Annotated in this window: 19 protein-coding genes; 9 read left to right on the forward strand and 10 right to left on the reverse strand. The window is 65.0% G+C overall.

Going from position 1 to position 20,841, the window contains the following annotated elements; all coding sequences use genetic code 11:
* Nucleotides 1-17: 17 nt before the first annotated feature.
* Both E4K65_RS02810 and E4K65_RS02815 read right to left on the reverse strand, forming a co-directional pair.
* A complete protein-coding gene (locus tag E4K65_RS02810) occupies nt 18-1,583 on the reverse strand; it encodes an indolepyruvate oxidoreductase subunit beta family protein (RefSeq protein WP_135172809.1) in 1,566 nt (521 codons plus the stop codon).
* Nucleotides 1,580-3,739: a thiamine pyrophosphate-dependent enzyme gene (locus tag E4K65_RS02815; RefSeq protein WP_135172810.1), complete on the reverse strand. Its 2,160-nt coding sequence runs from the start codon at nt 3,737-3,739 to the stop codon at nt 1,580-1,582. Before E4K65_RS02815 ends, E4K65_RS02810 begins: the two co-directional genes overlap by 4 nt.
* 364 nt (nt 3,740-4,103) lie before the next feature.
* Here E4K65_RS02815 and E4K65_RS02825 point away from each other — a divergent pair, with 364 nt between their 5' ends.
* From E4K65_RS02825 to E4K65_RS02840, 4 genes are read left to right on the forward strand one after another with little or no spacing between them, the layout of a single operon-like run.
* Nucleotides 4,104-5,210: a cupin domain-containing protein gene (locus E4K65_RS02825; protein ID WP_135172811.1), complete on the forward strand. Its 1,107-nt coding sequence runs from the start codon at nt 4,104-4,106 to the stop codon at nt 5,208-5,210.
* A 41-nt stretch (nt 5,211-5,251) separates the two neighbouring features.
* Nucleotides 5,252-6,160 (forward strand): fumarylacetoacetate hydrolase family protein, encoded by a 909-nt coding sequence (locus tag E4K65_RS02830; RefSeq protein WP_135172812.1) that lies wholly within the window; start codon nt 5,252-5,254, stop codon nt 6,158-6,160.
* The gene (locus tag E4K65_RS02835) at nt 6,160-6,597 is read left to right on the forward strand and encodes an acyl-CoA thioesterase (RefSeq protein WP_135172813.1); all 438 of its coding nucleotides are present in this window, start codon (nt 6,160-6,162) and stop codon (nt 6,595-6,597) included. Before E4K65_RS02830 ends, E4K65_RS02835 begins: the two co-directional genes overlap by 1 nt.
* Nucleotides 6,594-7,316, forward strand: coding sequence for a hypothetical protein (locus E4K65_RS02840; RefSeq protein WP_135172814.1), 723 nt, complete (start codon nt 6,594-6,596; stop codon nt 7,314-7,316). Before E4K65_RS02835 ends, E4K65_RS02840 begins: the two co-directional genes overlap by 4 nt.
* A 50-nt stretch (nt 7,317-7,366) precedes the next feature.
* On the opposite strand, the gene E4K65_RS02845 is transcribed toward E4K65_RS02840, so the two are convergent.
* Both E4K65_RS02845 and E4K65_RS02850 read right to left on the reverse strand, forming a co-directional pair.
* The gene (locus E4K65_RS02845; protein WP_135172815.1) at nt 7,367-9,220 is read right to left on the reverse strand and encodes a caspase family protein; all 1,854 of its coding nucleotides are present in this window, start codon (nt 9,218-9,220) and stop codon (nt 7,367-7,369) included.
* A gap of 96 nt (nt 9,221-9,316) precedes the next feature.
* Nucleotides 9,317-9,940 (reverse strand): class I SAM-dependent methyltransferase, encoded by a 624-nt coding sequence (locus tag E4K65_RS02850; protein WP_135172816.1) that lies wholly within the window; start codon nt 9,938-9,940, stop codon nt 9,317-9,319.
* A gap of 115 nt (nt 9,941-10,055) precedes the next feature.
* Here E4K65_RS02850 and E4K65_RS02860 point away from each other — a divergent pair, with 115 nt between their 5' ends.
* Nucleotides 10,056-10,361 (forward strand): hypothetical protein, encoded by a 306-nt coding sequence (locus E4K65_RS02860; RefSeq protein ID WP_235885436.1) that lies wholly within the window; start codon nt 10,056-10,058, stop codon nt 10,359-10,361.
* Nucleotides 10,362-10,387: 26 nt separating this feature from the next.
* On the opposite strand, the gene E4K65_RS02865 is transcribed toward E4K65_RS02860, so the two are convergent.
* The 6 genes from E4K65_RS02865 to E4K65_RS02890 all read right to left on the reverse strand — a co-directional run bounded on the left by E4K65_RS02865 (nt 10,388) and on the right by E4K65_RS02890 (nt 16,539).
* Nucleotides 10,388-10,882, reverse strand: a complete 495-nt coding sequence (locus tag E4K65_RS02865) for a peptidoglycan-binding domain-containing protein (protein WP_167770472.1) — start codon at nt 10,880-10,882, stop codon at nt 10,388-10,390.
* Between the two features lie 250 nt (nt 10,883-11,132).
* Nucleotides 11,133-11,612 carry a hypothetical protein gene (locus E4K65_RS02870; protein ID WP_167770473.1) on the reverse strand — a complete coding sequence of 160 codons (480 nt, stop codon included), beginning with the start codon at nt 11,610-11,612 and terminating at the stop codon, nt 11,133-11,135.
* A gap of 216 nt (nt 11,613-11,828) precedes the next feature.
* Nucleotides 11,829-12,542: an ABC transporter ATP-binding protein gene (locus tag E4K65_RS02875; protein WP_135172818.1), complete on the reverse strand. Its 714-nt coding sequence runs from the start codon at nt 12,540-12,542 to the stop codon at nt 11,829-11,831.
* Nucleotides 12,539-14,308: a branched-chain amino acid ABC transporter ATP-binding protein/permease gene (locus tag E4K65_RS02880; RefSeq protein ID WP_135172819.1), complete on the reverse strand. Its 1,770-nt coding sequence runs from the start codon at nt 14,306-14,308 to the stop codon at nt 12,539-12,541. Before E4K65_RS02880 ends, E4K65_RS02875 begins: the two co-directional genes overlap by 4 nt.
* Nucleotides 14,305-15,348, reverse strand: coding sequence for a branched-chain amino acid ABC transporter permease (locus E4K65_RS02885; RefSeq protein WP_135172820.1), 1,044 nt, complete (start codon nt 15,346-15,348; stop codon nt 14,305-14,307). The genes E4K65_RS02880 and E4K65_RS02885 overlap by 4 nt, the downstream gene beginning before the upstream one ends.
* Before the next feature lie 42 nt (nt 15,349-15,390).
* Entirely contained in the window at nt 15,391-16,539 is a 1,149-nt protein-coding gene (locus tag E4K65_RS02890; protein WP_135172821.1) for an ABC transporter substrate-binding protein, read from the reverse strand.
* A 631-nt stretch (nt 16,540-17,170) separates the two neighbouring features.
* Here E4K65_RS02890 and E4K65_RS02895 point away from each other — a divergent pair.
* The 4 genes from E4K65_RS02895 to E4K65_RS02910 are packed head-to-tail and all read left to right on the forward strand — an operon-like array spanning nt 17,171 to nt 20,839.
* Nucleotides 17,171-17,953 (forward strand): aspartate/glutamate racemase family protein, encoded by a 783-nt coding sequence (locus tag E4K65_RS02895; RefSeq protein ID WP_167770474.1) that lies wholly within the window; start codon nt 17,171-17,173, stop codon nt 17,951-17,953.
* 15 nt (nt 17,954-17,968) lie between these two features.
* Nucleotides 17,969-18,397: an organic hydroperoxide resistance protein gene (locus E4K65_RS02900; RefSeq protein WP_135172823.1), complete on the forward strand. Its 429-nt coding sequence runs from the start codon at nt 17,969-17,971 to the stop codon at nt 18,395-18,397.
* Between the two features lie 25 nt (nt 18,398-18,422).
* Nucleotides 18,423-19,601, forward strand: coding sequence for a thiolase family protein (locus tag E4K65_RS02905; protein ID WP_135172824.1), 1,179 nt, complete (start codon nt 18,423-18,425; stop codon nt 19,599-19,601).
* Nucleotides 19,598-20,839 carry an SDR family NAD(P)-dependent oxidoreductase gene (locus E4K65_RS02910; RefSeq protein WP_135172825.1) on the forward strand — a complete coding sequence of 414 codons (1,242 nt, stop codon included), beginning with the start codon at nt 19,598-19,600 and terminating at the stop codon, nt 20,837-20,839. Before E4K65_RS02905 ends, E4K65_RS02910 begins: the two co-directional genes overlap by 4 nt.
* Nucleotides 20,840-20,841: the final 2 nt, after the last annotated feature.

Genomic DNA, 20,841 nt, shown 5'->3' on the forward strand with positions numbered 1-20,841 from the left:
GTCCCGCGCCGATGGAATCATGCAAAAGTCTTGATGGTCTGGATCACGCCGTCGAGCTCCTTGCCGGCGCTGTCCTTGAGCGCGGCCTCGCGAAGGCGGCGCGCCCAGTCGGCGGCATCCTCGCGTCGCTCCACCAGCTTGATCGCCGCCAGCGTCTTGTCGAATTTCGACAGCCCCCGGCTGTGGGTATCGGAATAGCCTTTCACGAGGCGGCGGCATTGCAGGATCTCGACACCCAGCTGGTAGTTGGTGCCGACCGCGTCGGTCGCGGCCTTGAGCCATCCGTCCCGGTGAGCCGTCTCGATGGCGTGACGCAGCGAGCGGCGGCGCAGGCCGCGCAGGCCGCCCACGACATAAAGCGCCAGGAACCACGGCAGCGAGTAGGTCCGCACCCGGCGCCCCCGGTTGACACGGCGATCGAGCCAGCCGAGCAGGCGAGGCTTTCCGCCAAGCCAGCGGCCGAAGCCCGCGGGCAGCACGCCCATGACCTCCTCCATGCGCGGATGCATGAATTCGGTGGTCTGGAGCAGCTGTCCTCCCGACATCTCGAGCTCGGTCTCGATGCGCGCGCGGCGACCGGCGCGCGTCTTGAGGTCGGCGACGCGGATGACGTCGTCATACGTCATGGCGTTGGCGAGGTACTTTGCCGCGGCTTCCGTGAAGGCATAGGCCCGCGCGCCACCGCCGGCGTTCCGGTCGGCCATGTGCAGCGTCTTGAGAATGTCGAGATACTCGGTGCCATAGGCGACGTCCTGGAAGTCGACCACCTTCTTCAGGCCGGCGCGGGCCATGGTGAGCGCGGGCTCGGGGAGCTCCTGCTTCAGTCTTGCGACGAGCGCGGCAAGATCCGGATCGGGCGTTGCGGGAGAGGGGGGATTGCCAGCCTGTTTCGGTTGCGGCGGCGCTGCAACGTCGGCAGCGCCGGTCTTGACCCGGTCGAAGGCGGCCTCGAACGTCTCGACGCTGGCCTTCGCGCCTTTCCCGACCGCACGGATCACGTCGAGATAGCTGTCGCGGCTGAAGGGCAGCACACCGGCTGCCGCGAGCGCGCCGAACATCGCGGCCGAGATGACGCTGCCATGCGCGATCGCCAGTGCGTTGAGGTCGAAGATGATCTCGGTCTTGGCGGCAACCCCGATGGCGCCGGTGACGGCGCCGCCGTCGGCGATGCCGTTGCCGGGCGCGATCTTCTCGCCGATCGCAAAGGACCGGTGGTTTGAGGCGATCAGCGTGGTGCGGTCCGGCGTCACCAGGCCGCGCAGGATGGAGCGGCCGGCCTCCATGAACTCCGCCGCCATCACCACGTCGACGTCGCCGGGCGTCGGCATCAGCGACAGGATCGGCTTGCGGCCGTCGAGCGGCGGCATCGCCTCGATATAGTAGATCGTGGCGCCGGTGCGCTGCGCGACGCCGGGCACCGAGGTCGACTGCGCGACCCAGCCGTGGTTCTCGGCAAGCTGCACGATCCAGTCGGTCAGGACGCCGCCGCCCTGGCCGCCCATCGCGACGATCGCGATCGAGATCGGCCGCTCGGTTGCCTCGCCCGCGGCGGGGAGGGCCAGCCGGATCGTCTCGTCCCTCATGCCAGTGCCTCGAGTGCCGGGCGCCGGCGATCACGCCGCCGTTGCAGCCAGCCGATCACGGCCATGGCGACCCTGGATTTGAAAATGTCCCAGCGGGTCGGATTGTGGATGACGTCGGCGCGGTAGAACGAGGGGCAGAGCACGGCGGCCTCGGCGACCTCGCCGCAATTGCCGCAGCCGACGCAGGTATTGTCGATCGCCGCGACCGGATCGTCGCGCAAGGGATCGTCGAGCTGCTTCACCGACAGCGACGGGCAGCCGGAGAGCCGGATGCAGGCATGGTCGCCGGTGCACACGTCCTCGTCGACGCCGAAGCGCTCCTTGACGATGCGTACCCCGTCCTTGATCGCCTTGTTGATCTGCGGCTTCACCCGGCGCTGCTTGTTCAGCATGCATTCGGAGGACGCGACGATGACCTTGGGGCCTTCGTCCTTGGTCGTCAGCGCTTCCTTCAGCGTGTCGCGCATCTTGCCGACGTCATAGGTGCGGTCGAGCTGACGCACCCACTGGCCGCCGATGCCCTTCACGGCCTTGACGATCGAATTGTTGGTGTCTCGCCGCTTGTTGACCGCGCGCGACGACAGGATGTCCTGACCGCCGGTCGCCGAGGTGTAGAAATTGTCGACGATGACGAACACGCCATCATGCTTGTTGAAGACGGCATTGCCGATGCCGCTCGTCAGTCCGTTGTGCCAGAAGCCGCCGTCGCCCATCACCGCGATCGAGCGCTTGTCGGCCTTGACGTTGAAGGCCGAGGTCGAGGCCGGGCCGAGGCCGAAGCCCATGGTGGTCGCGCCGATGTTGAAGGGCGGCAGGATCGAGAACAAATGGCAGCCGATGTCGGCGGAGACGTGGTGCTGGCCGAGCTCTTCCTCGACCAGCTTCATGGCGGCGAAGATCGGCCGCTCCGGACAGCCGGTGCAGAGCCCCGGCGGGCGCGCCGGCACGACCTGCTTGAGCTTCTCGACCGCGGGGTGATTGAGCACGGGCGCTGCGTCCGGCGCCGGCGGCCGGTTGCCGAGCAGCCGCGGCTCGGTCTTCTCCAGGAACTCCCTGACGCCGCCGAGCAGGACCTGCGCGGTGTAGTCGCCGCCCATCGGCAGCACGTCCTTGCCATGGACACGCGCCTGGATGTCCCTGCGGCGCAGCACCGTGTTGATCGCCTGCTCCAGATATTCCGGCTGGCCCTCCTCGACGATGAGCACGGCATCCTTGTCGACGCAGAATTCCGCGACCTCGGTGTCGATCACGGGGTAGGTGACGTTCATGACGTAGAGCGGGACTTGCGTGTTGCCATAGGCATCCGACAGTCCGAGATATTGCAGCGCGCGGATGACGTTGTTGTACATCCCGCCCTGCATGATGATGCCGACCTTGCCGTGCTTCGGTCCCATCCACTCGTTCAACTTGTTGTCCCGGATGAATCCCATAGCCGCGGGCATCCGCGTCTTGATCTTCTCCTGCTCGTGCTCATAGGCCGCCGGCGGCAGCACGATGCGATTGACGTCGCGCTTGGGATTGTTGAGCGCATCCTTGATGGTATGCGCCGGCTTGACGTTGTCCTTGCAGGCGAAGCTGCCGTGCATGTGACAGGCGCGGACGCGAACTTCGAGCATCACGGGCGTGTTCGAGAATTCGGAGAGCTCGAAGCCCTTCTCGATCAGGTTGACGATGCATTCATGGTCGGGGCGCGGGTCGAGCAGCCACATCTGCGATTTCATCGCGAAGGCGTGGGTCCGCTCCTGCATGATGGAGGAGCCTTCGCCGTAGTCCTCGCCGACGATGATCATGGTGCCGCCGGTGACGCCGCCCGAGGCGAGATTGGCCAGCGCGTCGGAGGCCACGTTGGTGCCGACGGTCGACTTCCACGCCACCGCGCCGCGCAGGGGATACATCACCGAGGCCGACAGCATCGCCGCCGCGGCCGCCTCGTTGGCGGAGCTCTGGAACACGACGCCGAGATCGTCGAGCACGTCCTTGGCGTCGGCGAGCACGTCCATCAGATGCGAGATCGGCGAGCCCTGGTAGCCGCCGACATAGGCGACGCCCGATTGCAGCAGCGCCTTGGTGATGGCGAGAATGCCTTCGCCGCGGAACGTATCGCCGTCGCCGAGCCGGAGATCCTCGACTTCGCGAGCAAAAGACCGTTCAGCCATTGCACCCTCCAGAAATATGCGATAGCATACGTTTACATGTGAAGTAAGTCAACGCCGCGCCATGCTAACACGCTTGCGGACCTCTTCTCCGACAAGGCGGTCATGAGCCGGCGACAGGGTAGGGCCAATGCTGAAGCCGCCTCGCTTTAGAGCTGCCGCCGTCCAGGCTTCACCTGTCTATCTCAACGCCGGCGCGACAGCGACAAGGCGGCTTCACTGGTCCGTGAAGCCGCAGCGAATGGACGATATCGTCGATCTGCGGGTCAATCGGCGTCCGCTGGCGCCGCTTGGCCCGCGCAAACCGGAATGAAAGTTCGGGACGCGTCGCACGGACGACGCCACGAGACAGGACTTGGAGGATAGGATGCGCGAAAACACCGTCGGCCGGGCCAATGTCGAGGACACCCCCGAGCTCAAGGCCTATTACAAGGACCTCGAAAAGTACGAAGCCGGCGCCCTGTGGACGGTCGCCAACAAGATCGAGCCGTGGGCGCCGCAATCGGCATCGGTTCCCGTGCTCTGGCGCTACAACGATCTGCGCGAGCACGTGCTGCGCTCGGTCGAGCTGGTCTCGCCGGAGAAGGCGGGGCGGCGGGTGATCTATCTCAACAATCCCGGCCGCCGCGACGTCTCGGCCGCGGTCGGCTGGCTCTATTCGGGATTGCAGGTGATGCACCCCGGCGAAGTCGCGACCGCGCACGCGCACTCGGCCTCGGCCCTGCGCTTCATCATGGAGGGGGCGGGCGCCTACACCATCGTCGACGGTCACAAGATGACCCTGGGGGCTCGGGATTTCGTGCTCACGCCGAACGGCACCTGGCACGAGCACGGCGTCGAAGGCAATGGCACCGTCTGCATCTGGCAGGATGGCCTCGACATCCCGCTGGTCAATGCGCTGGAGGCGAATTTTTTCGCGGTCCATCCCAAGGTACAGCAGGAAGACTCCGGCTATCCCGTGGACGACATGACCAAGACCTGGGGCAATCCCGGTCTGCGGCCGGCGGATTCGCGATGGTCGAAGGGCTATTCCCCGATGTTCAAATACGAGTGGGAGCCGACCTACGAGTCCTTGCGGAAGTATGCCGCCGCGACCGATGGCTCACCCTATGACGGCATTCTCATGAACTACGTCAACCCGATCACCGGCGGGCACGTGATGCAGACGATCGGCGCCAGCATGCAGCTGCTGCGGCCGGGCGAGAAGACGAAGTCGCATCGGCACACCGGCAGCTTCATCTACCAAGTCGCCAAGGGCCGCGGCTATTCGATCATCGCCGGCAAGCGTTTCGACTGGCAAGAGCGCGACATCTTCTGCGTTCCCTCCTGGGCCTGGCACGAGCACGGCAACGCCTCGGACAGTGAGGACGCCTGCCTGTTCTGCTTCAATGACCTGCCCGTCATCGAGGGCCTCGGCTTCTACCGGGAAGAGGCCTATGGCGACAATGCGGGCCACCAGCCAGTGGCGGCCTGACGTCACCCGCAATTCAACCGAAAGAGCCGGATAGAGATTCGATGCGCCTTGTTACCTACACTTTGGGCTCCAGCGGTGCCCGCCTCGGGGTCCTCGTTGATGGATTGGTCGTGGACGTCGAGCACCTCGGTGCGTCGCAAGGCTTTGCATGGCCGAGCGACATGCTGTCGTTCATCGACAACAGCGTGACACTGTTGCCGGCGCTCAGGGAATGCCTGGACAATACCGATGGACGCTTGCCGGCCGGCTCCGCCGTTCCGGTCGAGGACGTCAAGCTGCAGGCGCCGATCCCGCGTCCGCGAAAGAACATCTTCGGCATCGGGCTGAACTATCGCGCGCATGTCGCGGAATCCGCCAAGAGCCTGGATACCGACAAGGACCTGCCGAAGCAGCCGGTCGTCTTCTCCAAGCCGCCGACCTCGGTGATCGGCCCGGGCGCGGCGATCCAGCACAACGCGAAGATGACGCAGCAGCTCGACTGGGAGGTCGAGCTCGCCGTCATCATCGGCAAGACCGCGACCCGCATCGCGACCGAGAAAGCGATGGAGCACGTCTTCGGCTATTCGGTGATGATCGACATTTCCGCGCGCGACAATCGCCGCGCCGGCCAGTGGATCTTTTCCAAGGGCATGGACACCTATGCACCGTTCGGCCCGTGCATCGTCACCGCGGACGAAATTCCGGATCCGCATGATCTGCGGCTGTGGCTGACCAAGAACGGGGTCATGAAGCAGGACTCCAACACCAAATACATGATCTTCGACATCCCGGTGCTGATATCGGACATTTCGTCGGGCATGACGCTCGAGCCCGGCGACATCATCGCGACCGGAACGCCCGAAGGCGTCGGCGCCGGCATGAGCCCGCAGGAATGGCTGTGGCCGGGCGACGTGGTGGAAGCGGGGGTCGACGGCGTCGGTGTCATCAGGCACCCTGTCGTCGCGATCTGATGACGAATTTCTCGTTCGATCGCGAGCTGAGGTTCGGCGATTGCGATCCCTCGGGCATTGCGTACTTTCCGTCTTATCTGAACATCCTCAACGGCGTCGTCGAAGACTTCTGGGCGGCGGTCGGTTTTCCCTGGCCGGAATTGATCACGGTCCGGAAGATCGGAACGCCCACGGTGCATCTGACCTGCGACTTTTCCCGACCGTCGATGTTCGGCGATCGCCTGACGTTCGGATTGCGCATCGACCGGGTGGGCGGATCGTCGCTCCATCTGGAGCATGTCGTCGCTGGCGTGAATGGCATGCGCTGGCGGGCCCGCCAGGTCCTTGCCGCGACCTCGCTGGTGGATCACCATGCGATCCCATGGCCCGATGACATTCGCGCCGCGCTCACGGCGCACGTGAGCGCGGGCGAGGGCGCTGAGGCAACGCCGGCATGATCTCGCTCTTCATGACGTTCTCCGCTTCCACAGGCGAATGGCGGATTCATCCCGACGAGGTTGCCGCCGTGGCGGAGCTGGTCGGATCGATCCCTGACATGACCGAGGCCCTGCTGTTCACGCCGCTGGAGGAGTCGGTCGATCATCCCTACAAGGCCGACGGCTCAGGCCCCGTGTTTGCGCTTCAACTGCGCTTTCCAGACCTGTTCGCGTGCGAGGCGGCGATGGATCGCAGCGGAATCCTTGCCCGCCTCGCGACGGGTGCAGGCTTGTCAGGCCTTGCCGGCCTGGATGTCACGCACCAGGTGATGCTGACGCGCTCCTTTCCCGTGGACGTCGCGGCGCATCCGGAAGGCGCCAGCGCCCCGTGCAGCTACCTCGTCCACTATCCCGGTCCGGCCGAGGACATGAACGCCTGGAACCTGCACTATCTGGAGCACCATCCATCGATCATGCAAACCTTCCCGGATGTTCGCCAGATCGAGATCTACACCCGCATCGATTGGGTCGACCGGCTGCCGTCGCAGCGGGTCGAGCACATGCAGCGCAACAAGCTGGTGTTCGACAGCCCGCAAGCCCTCGCGCACGCGCTCGGCTCCGACGTGATCAAGCGCATGCGCGCAGACTTCGTCCAGTTCCCGCCTTTCGCAGGCGGCAACAAGCATTTTCCGATGCTGACGCGGGCGGTCAGGCCGAAGGCTTGGAGAACCGGGAGCTAAAAAGTAGGGCGCGAGCGCACAAATTCAGAGTGATCGCCAGATGAATCGAGCTAGTTGCACTCCTCTTGTGGCTGACCGGTGCTAACGGACCCGTGCTTGAACTGTTGATAGGGCACCACCCGGCATCCAGGCTTTACCGGACGGCAGCCCGCACTATTGCAAATCAACTGCCCAGTCGCCTGCGGCCTCGAGGACGAGGCCTCGCTCTTCTTTCTCTCGTCGTCGCGCGGCTTGGCGTCCTCGCGGGTCGCGACGGGCTTCTTATCCTGAACCTTCTCGCACTCATTGTCGCTGTTGACGCGATAGCCCGCGCGGCAGGTGATCTTTACGCAAGCGTCGCCATCAGCCCTGAAGCCGCGGTCGCAGACCAGCGGGCAGACGCGGCCTTGCTTGCTCTTGATGGCATCGAGCACGTCGAAGCTGGCCAACTTGGTGTCGTACATCGTCCCGGCATGCTGGTTGAACAGCGTCAGCGAGCGCTGTGAGGCTGCGTTCCAATCTCCGTCAGCGGCGCCAGTCAGACACCCGACCCGACGGAGTTCTGACTGCACCAGTTTGGCAGTCTCCTGCGGCGAGAGGCTGGGCGCCGATTGCGTTGGGGCAACTGCGGCGACCTTCTGCTCACCCTGATCGCCGTCACGCTGAGCCTTCTCAGTCGCCTGCTTTGCTGCCTGCTCGGAAGCCGCCTTGTCATTCGCGATCTTGTCGGCGAGCGCCTTCTCGGCAGCCTGCTTGTCGGCCAGCGCCTTGGCGACGGCGGCCTCGGCATCCTTCCTGCGCTGCTCGGCTGCGGCAGCCTTGGCTTCCTCGACCTGCTTGGCCTTCTCGGCCGCCAGCCGGGCATCCTCGGCGGCCTTGGCGGCGGCCGCCGCCTTGTCCTGCTCGGCCTTCTTGGCGCGGTCGGATGCCAGCCTTGTCTTCTCCTCCTCGGCCAGCCGCGCCTTCTCAACCGCTGCGGCGCGGGTCTCTTCCGCGGCGATCCGGTTCAACTGCCCCTTGGCCAAGCTGGCGTAGAATCCGTCTGCGTACTTTGCGAGGAATGCGGTCCAGACCTCGCGAGTGCCGATTTGCAGGGCCAGCTCATAGTCGCGACGGACCGCCTCATCGGGGTTCGCCTGTGGTCCCGTCGCAACCGGCTTCGCTACAACCAACGGCACGTCATCGCCGCCGAGCGAGCCGTAGACATAGGGCTCCTGCTTGTTGCCGGTATTTTTCAAGACATCGTCGCGGACGAAGCGGAACGCCTTGCCCAGGTCGAGCCCCGGCGTCGGGAGGCGCTCGACCAAGGCCGCTGCGAACGGACTGTTCTTGGAGTCGCCGTCTGACGCGGTCGATCCCGCCTTCGCCGCGAAAGCAATCATCGTGTTCGGGCTCGTCGGCTCGATCTTGGCGAGGCCGCGCCCGATGGCGCGCGAGGCGATCGTCCGCTTCATCGTCTTGGCAAACGGATTGTCGCGGCAGGCATCGAGAATGATGAGGCGGAGCTTCTTCGCGGGGTCGACCGCGAACAGCGCGCGGTCCAGAGCAATCGTCTCGTCGAGAACGTCGCTATCCCTCTCCAGCGTTGCGTCCGTGGGGATCAGATAGTTGGTGCCATCAAGTTCGATGCCGTGACCGGCGTAATAGATCACGGCGACCTCGGCATCCTTCGTCTTGTCGCCAAAGTCACGCAGTGCCCTGCGCATCTCCGCGACATTGAGGTCGAGCTTGATGTCGACAGCATCGAAACCTGCCTTCTTGAACATGCTGCCGACTAAGGTGGCATCGTTCGCTGGGTTGGTTAGCCGGGCCACGCTCTTGTACGCCGAATTTCCGATCACCAGCGCCACGCGCCGTTCGGCCATCGCCGGTCCGCATCCGAGCCACACGGCAAAAATGATCAAAAGAAAACGAAGCTTGCCCATTTCCGCCCCAAATCAAACGTGAGCAGCGTATTCACAGCCTGCCTAAAGGCAAGGGGAGGGTATGTGAGGTTGGTCACAAAGGCGCGGCGTTGCGGTTCAGGAGCAGCGGCGGAACACACTGAATTGGAATGATTGATCGGTGCCCCAAGGCGTCGCATGAGCGTGCCGCCGGGTCTCAACGAGTTGGAACGCGCTCCCGAGGGTCTGACCGAGGCTCGCAGCATCATACCTCACGACGGGAAGGCCGCTGCATCGTTCAGGTCCGTCGAGCGCAAAGGTGGCAATGATTGCGTGCCCTCCGACTTTCAAGGCCCGTCCGAGACGCGCGACATACGCAGCACGGTCACGCTCCTCGGTCAGGAAATGAAAGGCCGCCCGATCGTGCCAAACATCGTAAGCCTTCGGCGGCTCCCAGGCTGTTGCATCCGCGACGATCCAATGAACCTGTGCGGCGCGGCCCCCAAGGCGGGCTTTCGCGGCCTCGAGTGCGGCCCCGGACAAATCGAGGACGGTTACATCCTCAAAGCCCCGATCGATGAGATTGTCGGCCAGGCGTGAAGCGCCCCCACCGATGTCGATGATGGCCGAAGCGCGAGCCGCGCCAACCCGGGCAATCAACTCGAGCGAAGGAGCCGGTCTTTCCTGAAACCAGCTTACTTCGTTCTCGCCCTTCTTGGTGTAGACGCCTTCCCAATGGGCTTGACGGCTCTCACTCTCCATTGCGTGTTCCTCCGCCCAAGGGTCCGCGATTAGTTCAGAATATGGCAATTCCCCCAATCCTGGACAATAAGCCCACAGCGGCCCTGGACCATTTGCCCGTACCTCCGAAGTGCGAGTGCTTTGCCTCGCCCATGTCACCAACACCATGGGGCAGACGGATGACGACATCGAGAAGGGCGAAGCGGACGGCACACGTGAAGCCTTGGCCGCGCGTGCGAGGCGGCGATGGATCGCAGCGGAATCCTTGCCAGCCTCGCGACGGGTGCCAGGATTGTCAGGCCTCACCGGACTGGATGTCACGCAACAGGCGATGCTGACGCGCTCCTTTCCCGTCGATGTCGCGGCGCATCCGGAAGGCACCACCGCCCCGTGCAGGTACCTCGTCCACTATCCCGGCCCGGAGGAGGACATGAACGCCTGAAACCTGCACTATCTGGAGCACCTCGGTCACCTACGTCCGAACAGTCCCCCCACCACGCCGCCAATCAGTCCGCCGGGACCGCCCCCGCTGTGCTGATGGTGAGCACCTGTGCGACGACGGGTTGGACGATCGTCATCGGATTTGTCGCTGCCGCTGAAGCCGGCATGCGCCGCCGAGGCGGATTCGGTCAGAAGCGCCTGATGCTGCAGCGGATTTAGGAAGCCTGTCCTGGGGTAGCCGCGTGCCGCCTGCCAGCGCGTGATGACGGCGCGGGTCGACCCGTCGAACCGTCCGTTGACCTTGGTGTCGAAACCGAGACCGGTCAGCCGGCGCTGCACGTCGCGACGCTTTTCCTTGTTGAGGCCGATCTGATCTTCGGTTTCCTGAGTTGCCTCGCCGGCAACGATCGTCGGATCGACGGATGCGATCAGCTCGCGGTCGGTCGTGCTCGGACCGGCTGCGGCACCATTTGCACCGACGAGAATTCCCAAGACTGACAATGCGAGGATGAAGACGCGCAATGGCATATCCTTCGCTGATCTTAAGTCTCGCGATGATTTCGCGTTGAACGCCTATCGGTTCAAATGCACCGCTGTGACACTCGAACGTCCAGCGGCGTCCAAATCAAAGGTCGACTCCGGGTTCTGTCGCTGGCAACTGTTACGGGGGGACACTTGTTCCCTGGCGGGCGTTGATTGTTGCACGGCATCGCACCGAGATGGACCGACAGGAAGGACAGGGACATGATCATCGGCTGGACAGGCCGTTCAGTTATTGACGTAGGTCAGGGTTGCGTACCCGGCTCTGTCGCGAAGCAAGGGCGGACTCGCGGACGAACGTTGCAATGCTCGTCCCCCAGACGAGCGCCATGCCGAGCAGCACCCATTTGAAATCCGATTGGATCATGAAGTTGACGGCGGCCATCAACCCGATCGAGAGCCCGCCAGCAACCCCGGCGCCGACCGCAGCCACGGGGCGATGGTCGCGGAAGGACGTCGTGGCCAAGGTGAGCGCGAGCATTCCCGTGGCCGCCACGTAGCCGCCCATCACACGAAAGACGTAGGTCAGCCATGACATGAGTCTGGGCCCGACCGACTGCAATTCGGCCGGGGTGAGGCTCATGTACCGGATGTCCTCCGGCAGCAATGGAGGGCGGAGGAACAGGAAGTAGATGCCGACGCCGACCAACAGGGTGCCGGAGACCGCCAGGAGCATCGAGGATAGATGCCAGCGGTCCCGCGTGTCGCGCATCGTTGCCCCCGGATCAGCACGGCGCCCAACCAGCCAACGACCAGGGTGAGCGCGGCGATGATGGCATCATGCCCCTGTTTTGCCCGACGGGTCAAACGATTTCGAAAAATCAGCAGGCGTTGCGCCGGGCCGTCAAGCCGTTGATTTCGCTATCCCCGGCTACTGTGCATGGGGTTGTTTTTCGACTTTTTGTTGTGCGGCCTGCAAGGGCCGGTCCTAATGTCCGCCGAGATAGGCCGTGATCAGCCTGGGATCGTGGATGAGATCCTTGGCGGGGCCGGACTGCACGATCTCGCCGGTTTCGAGCACGTAGCCGTAGTCGGCCGTCTCCAGCGCGGCGCGGGCGTTCTGCTCCACCAGCAGGATCGACACGCCGAGGTCGCGCAACGACGCGATAGTGCGAAAGATCTCGCGCACGATCAGCGGCGCGAGGCCGAGGCTTGGTTCGTCCAGCATGAGCAGCTTCGGCTTGGCCATCAGCGCGCGCCCGAGCGCGAGCATCTGGCGCTCGCCGCCGGAAAGCGTGCCGGCGGCCTGGCGCTGCCGCTCCTTCAGGCGGGGAAAGCGATCATAGACCTCGTCCAGCGTCTTCTGGACGCCCGAGCGGTCGCGCAGGCTGTAGGAGCCGAGCAGGAGATTGTCGGCGACCGACATGTCGGAGAACAGCTCGCGCTTTTCCGGGACGAGGCATAGCCGCCGCTCGACGCGATCCTCGACGGACATCTTCCCGATGTCATTGCCCTGAAACACCATGCGGCCGCGGGATGCGAGCAGCCCGATGACGGCCATCAGCAGCGTGGTCTTGCCGGCGCCGTTCGGACCGATGACGGTGACGATCTGGCCTTCCTCGACCGACAGCGAGACGTTGCGGACCGCCTCGACATTGTCGTAGCAGACGGTCACGTCCGTCATGGAAAACATCTCGCTCACGCGACGCCTCCAAGATAGGCCTCTTGAACCCGCTCGTCGCTGCGGATCGCGGCGGGAGCGCCTTCGCAGAGCTTGGATCCGAAATCGAGCACCACGATACGGTCGACCAGCGACATCACGAACTCCATGTCGTGCTCGACGATCAGGATGGTCAGGTGATCCGACCGCAGCGATCTGAGCAGCTCCGCAAGCCGCAGCTTCTCCTGGCGGCGAAGGCCGGCCGCCGGCTCGTCCAGCACCAGCAGCGCCGGGTCTGCGGCGAGCGCACGGGCGATCTCCAGGATGCGCTGGTTGCCGAGCGGCAGGTTGCCTGCGAGCTCGAACGGTTTTTCGCCGAGCCCGACGCGCTCGAGCTGCGTCAGCGCCTCGTGCCGCGCGCTGGCTTCCTCGCGCTGGTTGAGACGGAAGGCGCTGGCGAACAGGCCTGTGCTCGTGCGGGCGTAGGTGCCGAGCATGACGTTTTCGAGCAAGCTCATGCGCGGCCGCAGCTTCACATGCTGGAAGGTCCGCGCGATCCCGGCCTTGGCGATGCGGGATTGCGGATCGCGCGTGATCGGGCGTCCCGCGAAGACGATCTCGCCCTTGTTGACCCGGAGCGCGCCGGTCAGGCAGTTGAACATCGTGCTCTTGCCGGCGCCGTTCGGACCGATGACGGCAAGGATCTCGCCGGAGCGTACCTCGAAGCTGACATTGTTGACGGCGACGAGGCCGCCAAACCGGCGCTCGGCGCCGTCGACCTTCAAAAGTAGTTCGCCCGGTGCCGGTTGTGCGCGGCGGGGCAGGGGAGCCGCCGGCTCCGGACGCTCGCGTTTGATCTTCGGTAGAAAGCGCGCAACGAATGGCACGATGCCCTGCCGCGCCCATTGCAGGAACAGGATGAACAGCGCCGAGAAGGCGACGATCTCCAGCTGCCCGGAAGCGCCCTTGGCGATCAGCGGCAGATAATCCTGCACGCTGTTCTTGAGCAAGGTGACGACCGCGGCACCGACGACACCGCCGAGAAGGCTGCCGGCGCCGCCGACCATCGACATCATCAGATATTCGATGCCCATGCCGGCATCGAACGGGCCCGGGCTGATGAAGCGGCTCATATGGGCGTAGAGCCAGCCGGAGAGCGAGGCCAGGAAGGCCGCGATCACGAAGGTCACGAGCTTGATCCGGAAGGCGTTGATGCCGAGGCTCTCGACCAGCGTGTTGCCGCCGCGGAGTGCCCGCATGGCACGGCCGAGCCGGGAGTCCAGTAGATTATATCCGAGCAGGAGGACGGCGGCGACGATGCCCCAGATCAGGAAATAGATCTGCGCGCTCGAGACCAGCGCGAACGATCCGATGCTGATCGGCGGGATCGACGAGATGCCGTTGAAGCGGCCGAGCCCCTCGACATTGCCGAACAGGAAGCCAATCGCGAGGCCCCATGCGACGGTCGAGAGCGACAGGAAATGGCCCTGAAGCCGCAAGGTGACGACGCCGAGGATGGACGCGACGCAGCAGGTCAGCGCCACCCCGAACAGGAGGCCGAGCCACGGGGAGTATCCGTTCAGCGCGGAGACCCACGCGGTCGCATAGGCCGCGACGCCCACGAACGCTGCCTGTCCGAACGATACGATGCCGCCGACGCCCGTGAGCAGGGCAAGGCCAATGGCGACCAGTGAATAGATGCCAATGTAGTTCATCAGCGTGATGCTGAAGGGGCTGAGAACGAAGGGGGCTACCGCCAGGCACGCCAGCGCTACCATTGACACGAGCTGAATTTGGAAGCGCGTCATTCCTCGATCTCCTCCTCGGAATGCAGCGAGGCGAGGGAACGCCAGATCAGGATCGGGATCAGAAGCGAGAACACGATGACATCCTTCAGCGCGCTGCTCTCGAAGGATGCGAAGCTCTCGAGGATGCCGACGCCGACGGCGCCGATCGCCGCGCCGGGATAGCTGGTCATGCCGCCGACGATGGCGCCGACGAAGGCCTTGAGGCCGATCAGGAAGCCGGAATCGTAGAACACGGTGTTCACAGGCGCGATCAGGATGCCGGATACGCCGGCCATCAGCGAGCCCAGCAGGTAGGCGATCGTGCCGGCGCGGGCCGGCCGTATTCCCATCAGGCGGGAGCCGGTCCGGTTCACGGCTGTGGCGCGCAGCGATTTTCCGACCAGCGTGAAGTCGAAGAAGAGATAGAGCAGGCCGCTGAAGACGAGCGCTGCGATCACGATCAGCATGGTCTGGCCCGAGACCAGCACACCGGCGAACTCGGTCGAGAGCGACGTCAGCGGTTCGGTTCTTACGCCTTCAGGTCCGAAGAAGAGCAGGCCGAGGCCGACCAGCGCGAAATGCAGTGCGACCGAGACCGTCAGGAGCAACAGCACCGTTCCGTCCGCGATGGGGCGGAAGACGATCCGGTCCAGAAGCGGGGCGATCGGCGTGATCAGCATCAGCGCGAGCACGAGCCTGACGGCGAGCGGAGGATCGGCGCGCATCGTCACCCAGGCGAGGCCGACCACGGCCAGCGGAAGCGCGAGGTAGAAGAAGAGCGCGCGTGGCAGCAGCCGAAGCTCGCCGGCGCGCATGAGCGAGACGATCTCGATCAGGGTCGCAAGGCAGGCCAGGATGACGACCAGCGCCCCCGTGCCCGGAAAGCGCTTCGCATCGAGGGCCGCCAGCGTCAGCGCGGTGAATGCGGCGATGTCGCCGAAGGGAATGAAGATGACCCGTGTCACCGTGAAGATGAGGACGGTCCCGATCGCCACCAGCGCGTAGACTGCGCCGGTGGCGATCCCGTCGATCGCAAGAATGGCTGCGATATCACTCGTCATTGAGACGCCGTTCCCCCGTTCTGACTGTCTGCCGCCTTCCGACTACGGCGCGTACTTCCAGGCGCCCCCGGTCAGGCGCACCACGACGAGCGCGCGCTCGTCGACGCCGGTCACCGCACCGGGCTTGAAGTTGTAGACGGCATGCACGCCCGGCAGCTCCTTGGTGCTGAGGATCGCGTCCCGCAGCGCCGTGCGGAATTCCGCCGTTCCGGGTTTCGCAGTCTTGAGCGCGCGCTCGGCGGCGTTGGCGAAGATCAGCCAGGCGTCGAAGGAGTAGGCCGAGAAGCCGTCGGTGGTCGGGATGTTATGGGTCTTCTGGTAGACCGCGCGGAAGTCGAGCGCGATCTTCTTGGCGAAGTGCTCGTCGGGAAGCTGCTCGGCGACGATCACGGGACCCGCGGAGACCTGGATGCCGTCGGCCGCCTTGCCGCCGACGTTGACGAAATCCGGATTGACCAGCGCCACGGTGCCGTAGGTGTTGCCCTTGAAGCCGCGCTCGGCGAGGCTGAGCAGAGGCAGCGCGCCTTGCGTCCCGGAGCCGCCGTCCAGCACCGCGTCCGGCCGCGCGGCAAGCACCTTCAGGATCTGCGCGGTGACCGAGGTGTCGGTGCGGGCATAGCGCTCGTTGGTCTGGATCTTGATGTCGCCGGCGGCTTCGGCGGCCTTGGCGCCGTTGTAGACGAGGTCGCCCCACGCGTCCGAGAAGCCGATATAGCCGATGTTCATCTTGCCGTCGCGCTTCATGCGGTCGGCGACGATCTTGACGAGGAGGGAGGCCGGCTGCGGCACCGACACCACCCATTGCTCGGGCGTATCAGGCAGCTTGCCGATCGGCGAGACCGCGATCATCGGCACCTTCAGCTCGCTCGCCACCGCCGCCATGGCGATGGTCGAGGGGGCCGTCGCGGTGCCGATCAGGAGGTCCACCTTCTCTTCTTCCACCAGCTTGCGGGCATTGCGGGTCGCGGCCGACGGGTCGGAGCCGTCGTCGAGCTGGATGAGGCGAACGGTCTCGCCGTTGATGGTCTTCTTGTATTCATAGGCGGCGTTGATGCCGCGCCCGTAGGGGATGCCGATCGACGAGCCGTTGCCGCTGAGCGAGGTGACGAAGCCGATGGTGATGTCGGCCTGCGCCGCCGGGGCTGCGACGATGCCGGCGACAAGTGCAAGTAGGCTCAGAGTCTTGCGCATTTGCGTTCTCCTCCGTTGATGCTGGATAGGAATGCTTTGATGCCGCCGCGCGGGGAGCCCGAACGACGGACGAACCGATTGAAAGCATTGCTGCAGCGCCAAATCATGGGCGCGGCCGACGCGAGTCTGCTCGGCCGGGCGTCAGCAGCCATGATGTTGCTTGCCGCTCGAACAACGGGCCCATCGGCGAATGCGGGCGGGCCTTATCTGAAGCGATGAAAGGTCGTTGGCCCTGCCGCGATGCGCGACCGGCGGTGCTGCTGCTGCCGGCTGTCCGAGCACGGCGACTGTCCACACGATCGAGTCTCTCAAAATCGGTGCCCTGCAACATCATTGTCATGGCCACCGGTCCCTGACCGGCGAGGAATTACTTAAAGCCTAAAGTATTATCGGTGGGGCCGTCAACACGTGTCACGGTGCTGTCAGAAAAAAATGTCGTTGCATACAATTTCGTCAGAGCGCGGCGCTTCTTTGCCATTGGGCCGGACGAAATGGCCGTGCCTGCCCTGTCGTGACGGGGCCCGTCGGCGGCGCCGCCGCGCGCATTTGACGCGTGAATTAGTTTATGATTGAAATATATTCATCGGCAGCCGACGACCGATCCTCCGATCACCGCTTGAGGAGAAGGACGATGCGCATCTTCTGGCAGAGCTTCGTTGATGCGAGCGTGAACGCGCCCTACATGGCGCGGCTGTCGGAATACCTCAACAACATCGCTGCATCGGGCACGACGGTTCATGTCGAGGGCATTACGCCGCCGGACCGGGAGTTCGGGCGGCTCGCGGAATTGCGCTGCGCCGTCCAGGCGATCGACAACGGCATCGCGGCCGAGGAGGGCGGGTTCGACGCCTTCGTGATGGGGCATTTCCAGGATCCCGGACTCTACGAGCTGCGCTCGGCGCTCGACATTCCCGTGATCGGGACCGGCGAGGCGACGTTGCTGGCGGCCTCGCAGCTGGGCCGGCGATTAGGCCTTGTCACGCTCGATCCTGTCTTCGAGGTCTGGCACTATGAGCAGGCCGAGCGTTACGGCCTCGGCGGCCGCGTGGTCCACGTGACTGGTCTTGGCTGCAGGCCGGAGGATTTCGCCGATGCGTTCGCCGGAGACGATGCCGCGCAAGCCCGCATGATCGAGGATTTTGTCGCCTGTGCACGTCCGCTGGTCGAGCGCGGCGCGGATGTCGTGATTCCGGCCGGCGTGCTGCCGGGTCTCCTGATCGGCAGGGAGCATGGCCTGAAGATCGGCCACGCGCCGGTGGTCAACTGTGCGGCCGTGGCGCTGAAGAGTGCCGAGATGTGGGTGCAGCTCCGGAAGCTCAATGGCACCGAGCCCAGCCGGGGGCCGAGCTTCAAGCGGGCCAGCGCCCAGGCGCGCGACGATTTCCGCGCGCTGCTTGCCCGCAACAGCCGCTAGTCCTGGAGAATAATCATGATGGTTCCCGAGAAGATCCTGTACGAGACCGAGGTGACGGCGACCGGAGGTCGGGATGGCAAGGCTGCCAGCGCCGACGGTCTCCTGTCGGTATCGCTGTCCTTGCCGAAATCGATGGGGGGCCCCGGCGGCGAAGGCACCAATCCCGAGCAGCTCTTTGCGGCCGGCTATGCCGCGTGCTTTCTCGGTGCGGTCAAGCTCGTCGCGCGCACCCGCAAGGTTGCGCCAGCCGCCGAGCCATCCGTGACGGCAAAGGTTGCGATGGGGCCGGTTCCGGTCGGATATGCGCTCGCTGTCGAGCTGAAGGTCAATCTGCCCGGTGTCGAGAAATCAGTGGCCGAAGAGGTCGTCGCCGGCGCGCACGAGCGTTGCCCCTATTCGAACGCAACCCGCGGCAATATTGCCGTGAAGCTGACGGTGGTCTGAGGCGGATGAACGAGGCGGGCGGTCGGTGACCAATTCCTTACGCACACCGTACGACGGCGTCGTGATTGCGGCTCCCGTCACGATTCCCTATGTGCGCTACTCCATCGAAAGCGCGCAGTGGTGGATCGGCCGTGCGCTCAGTGCGCTCGTCGCGCAGGCCGGCATCAAAGCCTCCGACATCGACGGCCTGTGCGTCTCCAGCTTCACCATGGGCACCGACAGCGGGATCGGGTTGACGCAGCATTTCGGGCTCTGCGTGCGATGGCTGGATACGATTCCGCTCGGTGGCGCCAGCGCCGTCGCCGGATTGCGAAAGGCGGCGCGCGCGGTTCAGGCTCATGACGCCGACATCGTGGCGTGCGTGGCGGGTGACACCAACCACGTCGATTCCTTCCGGCTGACGCTCGAGAACTTCTCGCGCTTCAACCAGGATGCCGTCTATCCCTACGGCGCGGGTGGCGCCAATGCGAGCTTCGCGCTGATTGCGCGCAACTATATGCGCACCTTCGGCGTCACGCGGGAGGATGTCGGTCGGATCGCGGTCGCACAGCGCGCCAATGCGCTGCGCAATCCGCACGCATTGATGAAGGCGCCGTTGACGCTCGAACAGTATCTCGCGGCCCGGCCGATCTCCGATCCCATCCATCTCTTCGACTGCGTGATGCCCTGCGCCGGCGCGGAAGCGTTCCTAGTCATGCGCGAAGACACCGCGGCATCGCTCGGGCTGCCTGCGGCGCGACTGCTGTCGACGATCGAGCGGCACAACGCCTTTGCCGACGACCCCATGCAGGTGCGCGGCGGCTGGGCGATGGATATCGGCGAGCTCTATGCGATGGCCGGCGTGAAGCCTGACGATCTCGATGTCGTCCAGACCTACGACGACTATCCCGTCATCACGATGATGCAGTTCGAGGATCTCGGCTTCTGCAAGAAGGGGGAGGGGGCCGAGTTCGTGCGCCAGCACGACCTCACCATCGACGGTGACTTTCCGCACAACACCTCGGGCGGACAACTCTCGGCCGGGCAGGCCGGCGCTGCCGGCGCCTATCTCGGCCTCGTCGAAGGACTGCGGCAGGTTCTGGGGACTGCAGGCCCCACCCAGGTCAGGAATGCGAGCCTCGCCTTGGCCTCGGGGTTCGGTATGATCAACTACGATCGCGGTCTCGCCTCGGGCGCCGCGATCTTTGCAGGGCCGTCGCGATGATAGAGCCGATCAAGCCGCCCCGGCGCAAGAACCCGCTGCTGCGGACGCGGCTGCCTGCGTCGCCGCCTAGGCCGCGCAGCAGGACGTCGCATGGGTTCACGCGGGCAGCCGCCGAAGGCCGCTTCATGCTGCAACGCTGCGAGGCTTGCGGTGCCTTTGCCTATCCGGCGCGGGAGGCATGTCCGTCCTGCCTGTCGTCCGGCCTCACCTTCGTCGATGCGCCGCGCCGGGGCATGCTTCTTTCCGAGGCCACGGCGCGCGTGCCGAGCGACGTCTATTTCCGCGAACGGGCGCCCTGGCGCATCGGCCTCGTCAGGATGGACTGCGGTCCGACGATCGTCGCACATCTCCATGCCGACTGCGTGGAGGGCGCGCCGGTTCGCATGTCGCTTCAGCTCGACAAGAGCGGTCAGGCGGTGGCCTTTGCCCATCCCGAGGGGGAGACTCCCAACATGGCAGACGACAAGCAGTGGCGGGAAATGACGGCCGATCCGAAATTCCGGCGCGTGCTCGTGACCAACGGCCGCAGCGTGATCGGCCAGGAAGCCGTCGCCGCCTTGAAGGCCGCGGGCGCCAGGACGGTCTTCGTCGGCGTTGCCGAGCCGTGGCGGCCTTTCGCCGGCGAGAAGCTGCTGCGCGGCCAGGACGGGATCGAGATCGTGACCCTTGACGCGGCCGACGAAAAATCCGCGGCCGATCTCGCCGCCGACATCGGCGGCAAGGTCGATATCCTCGTCAACACGACGGAATATGTGCGGCCGGGCGGCCTGCTCGACCGCAGGGGCACGAGCATCGCACGGGACGAGATCGACCAGGCCTATCTCGGCTTCATCAACCTCGCGCAGGCCTTTGGCCTCGCCATGCGGATGCGGGGTGCCGATGGCATCAACAACAGTGCGGCGTGGGTCAACATTCTCTCGGTCTATGCGCTGTCGAACTGGCCTGCCTTTGGCGCCTACTCGGCCTCGCAAGCGGCGTGCCTGTCGCTCTCGCACTGTCTTCGTGCCGAGCTCAGGCCCGGCGGCGTCAGGGTGATGAATCTGTTCACCGGGCCCGTCGACACCGAATGGTTCCAGACCGTGCCGCCGCCGAAGGTCGCGCCGCGCGCCATCGCGCAGGCGATCGTGTCGGGGCTCAAAGGCGGGCTCGAGGAGATGTATGTCGGGGATGTCGCCGAGGAGATCCGGCAGCGTCTGGCGGCCAATCCGAAAGCGCTCGAGCGCGAGCTCGACAGGTGACA

It is taken from the genome of Bradyrhizobium niftali, assembly GCF_004571025.1.
GTDB classification, from domain to species: domain Bacteria; phylum Pseudomonadota; class Alphaproteobacteria; order Rhizobiales; family Xanthobacteraceae; genus Bradyrhizobium; species Bradyrhizobium niftali.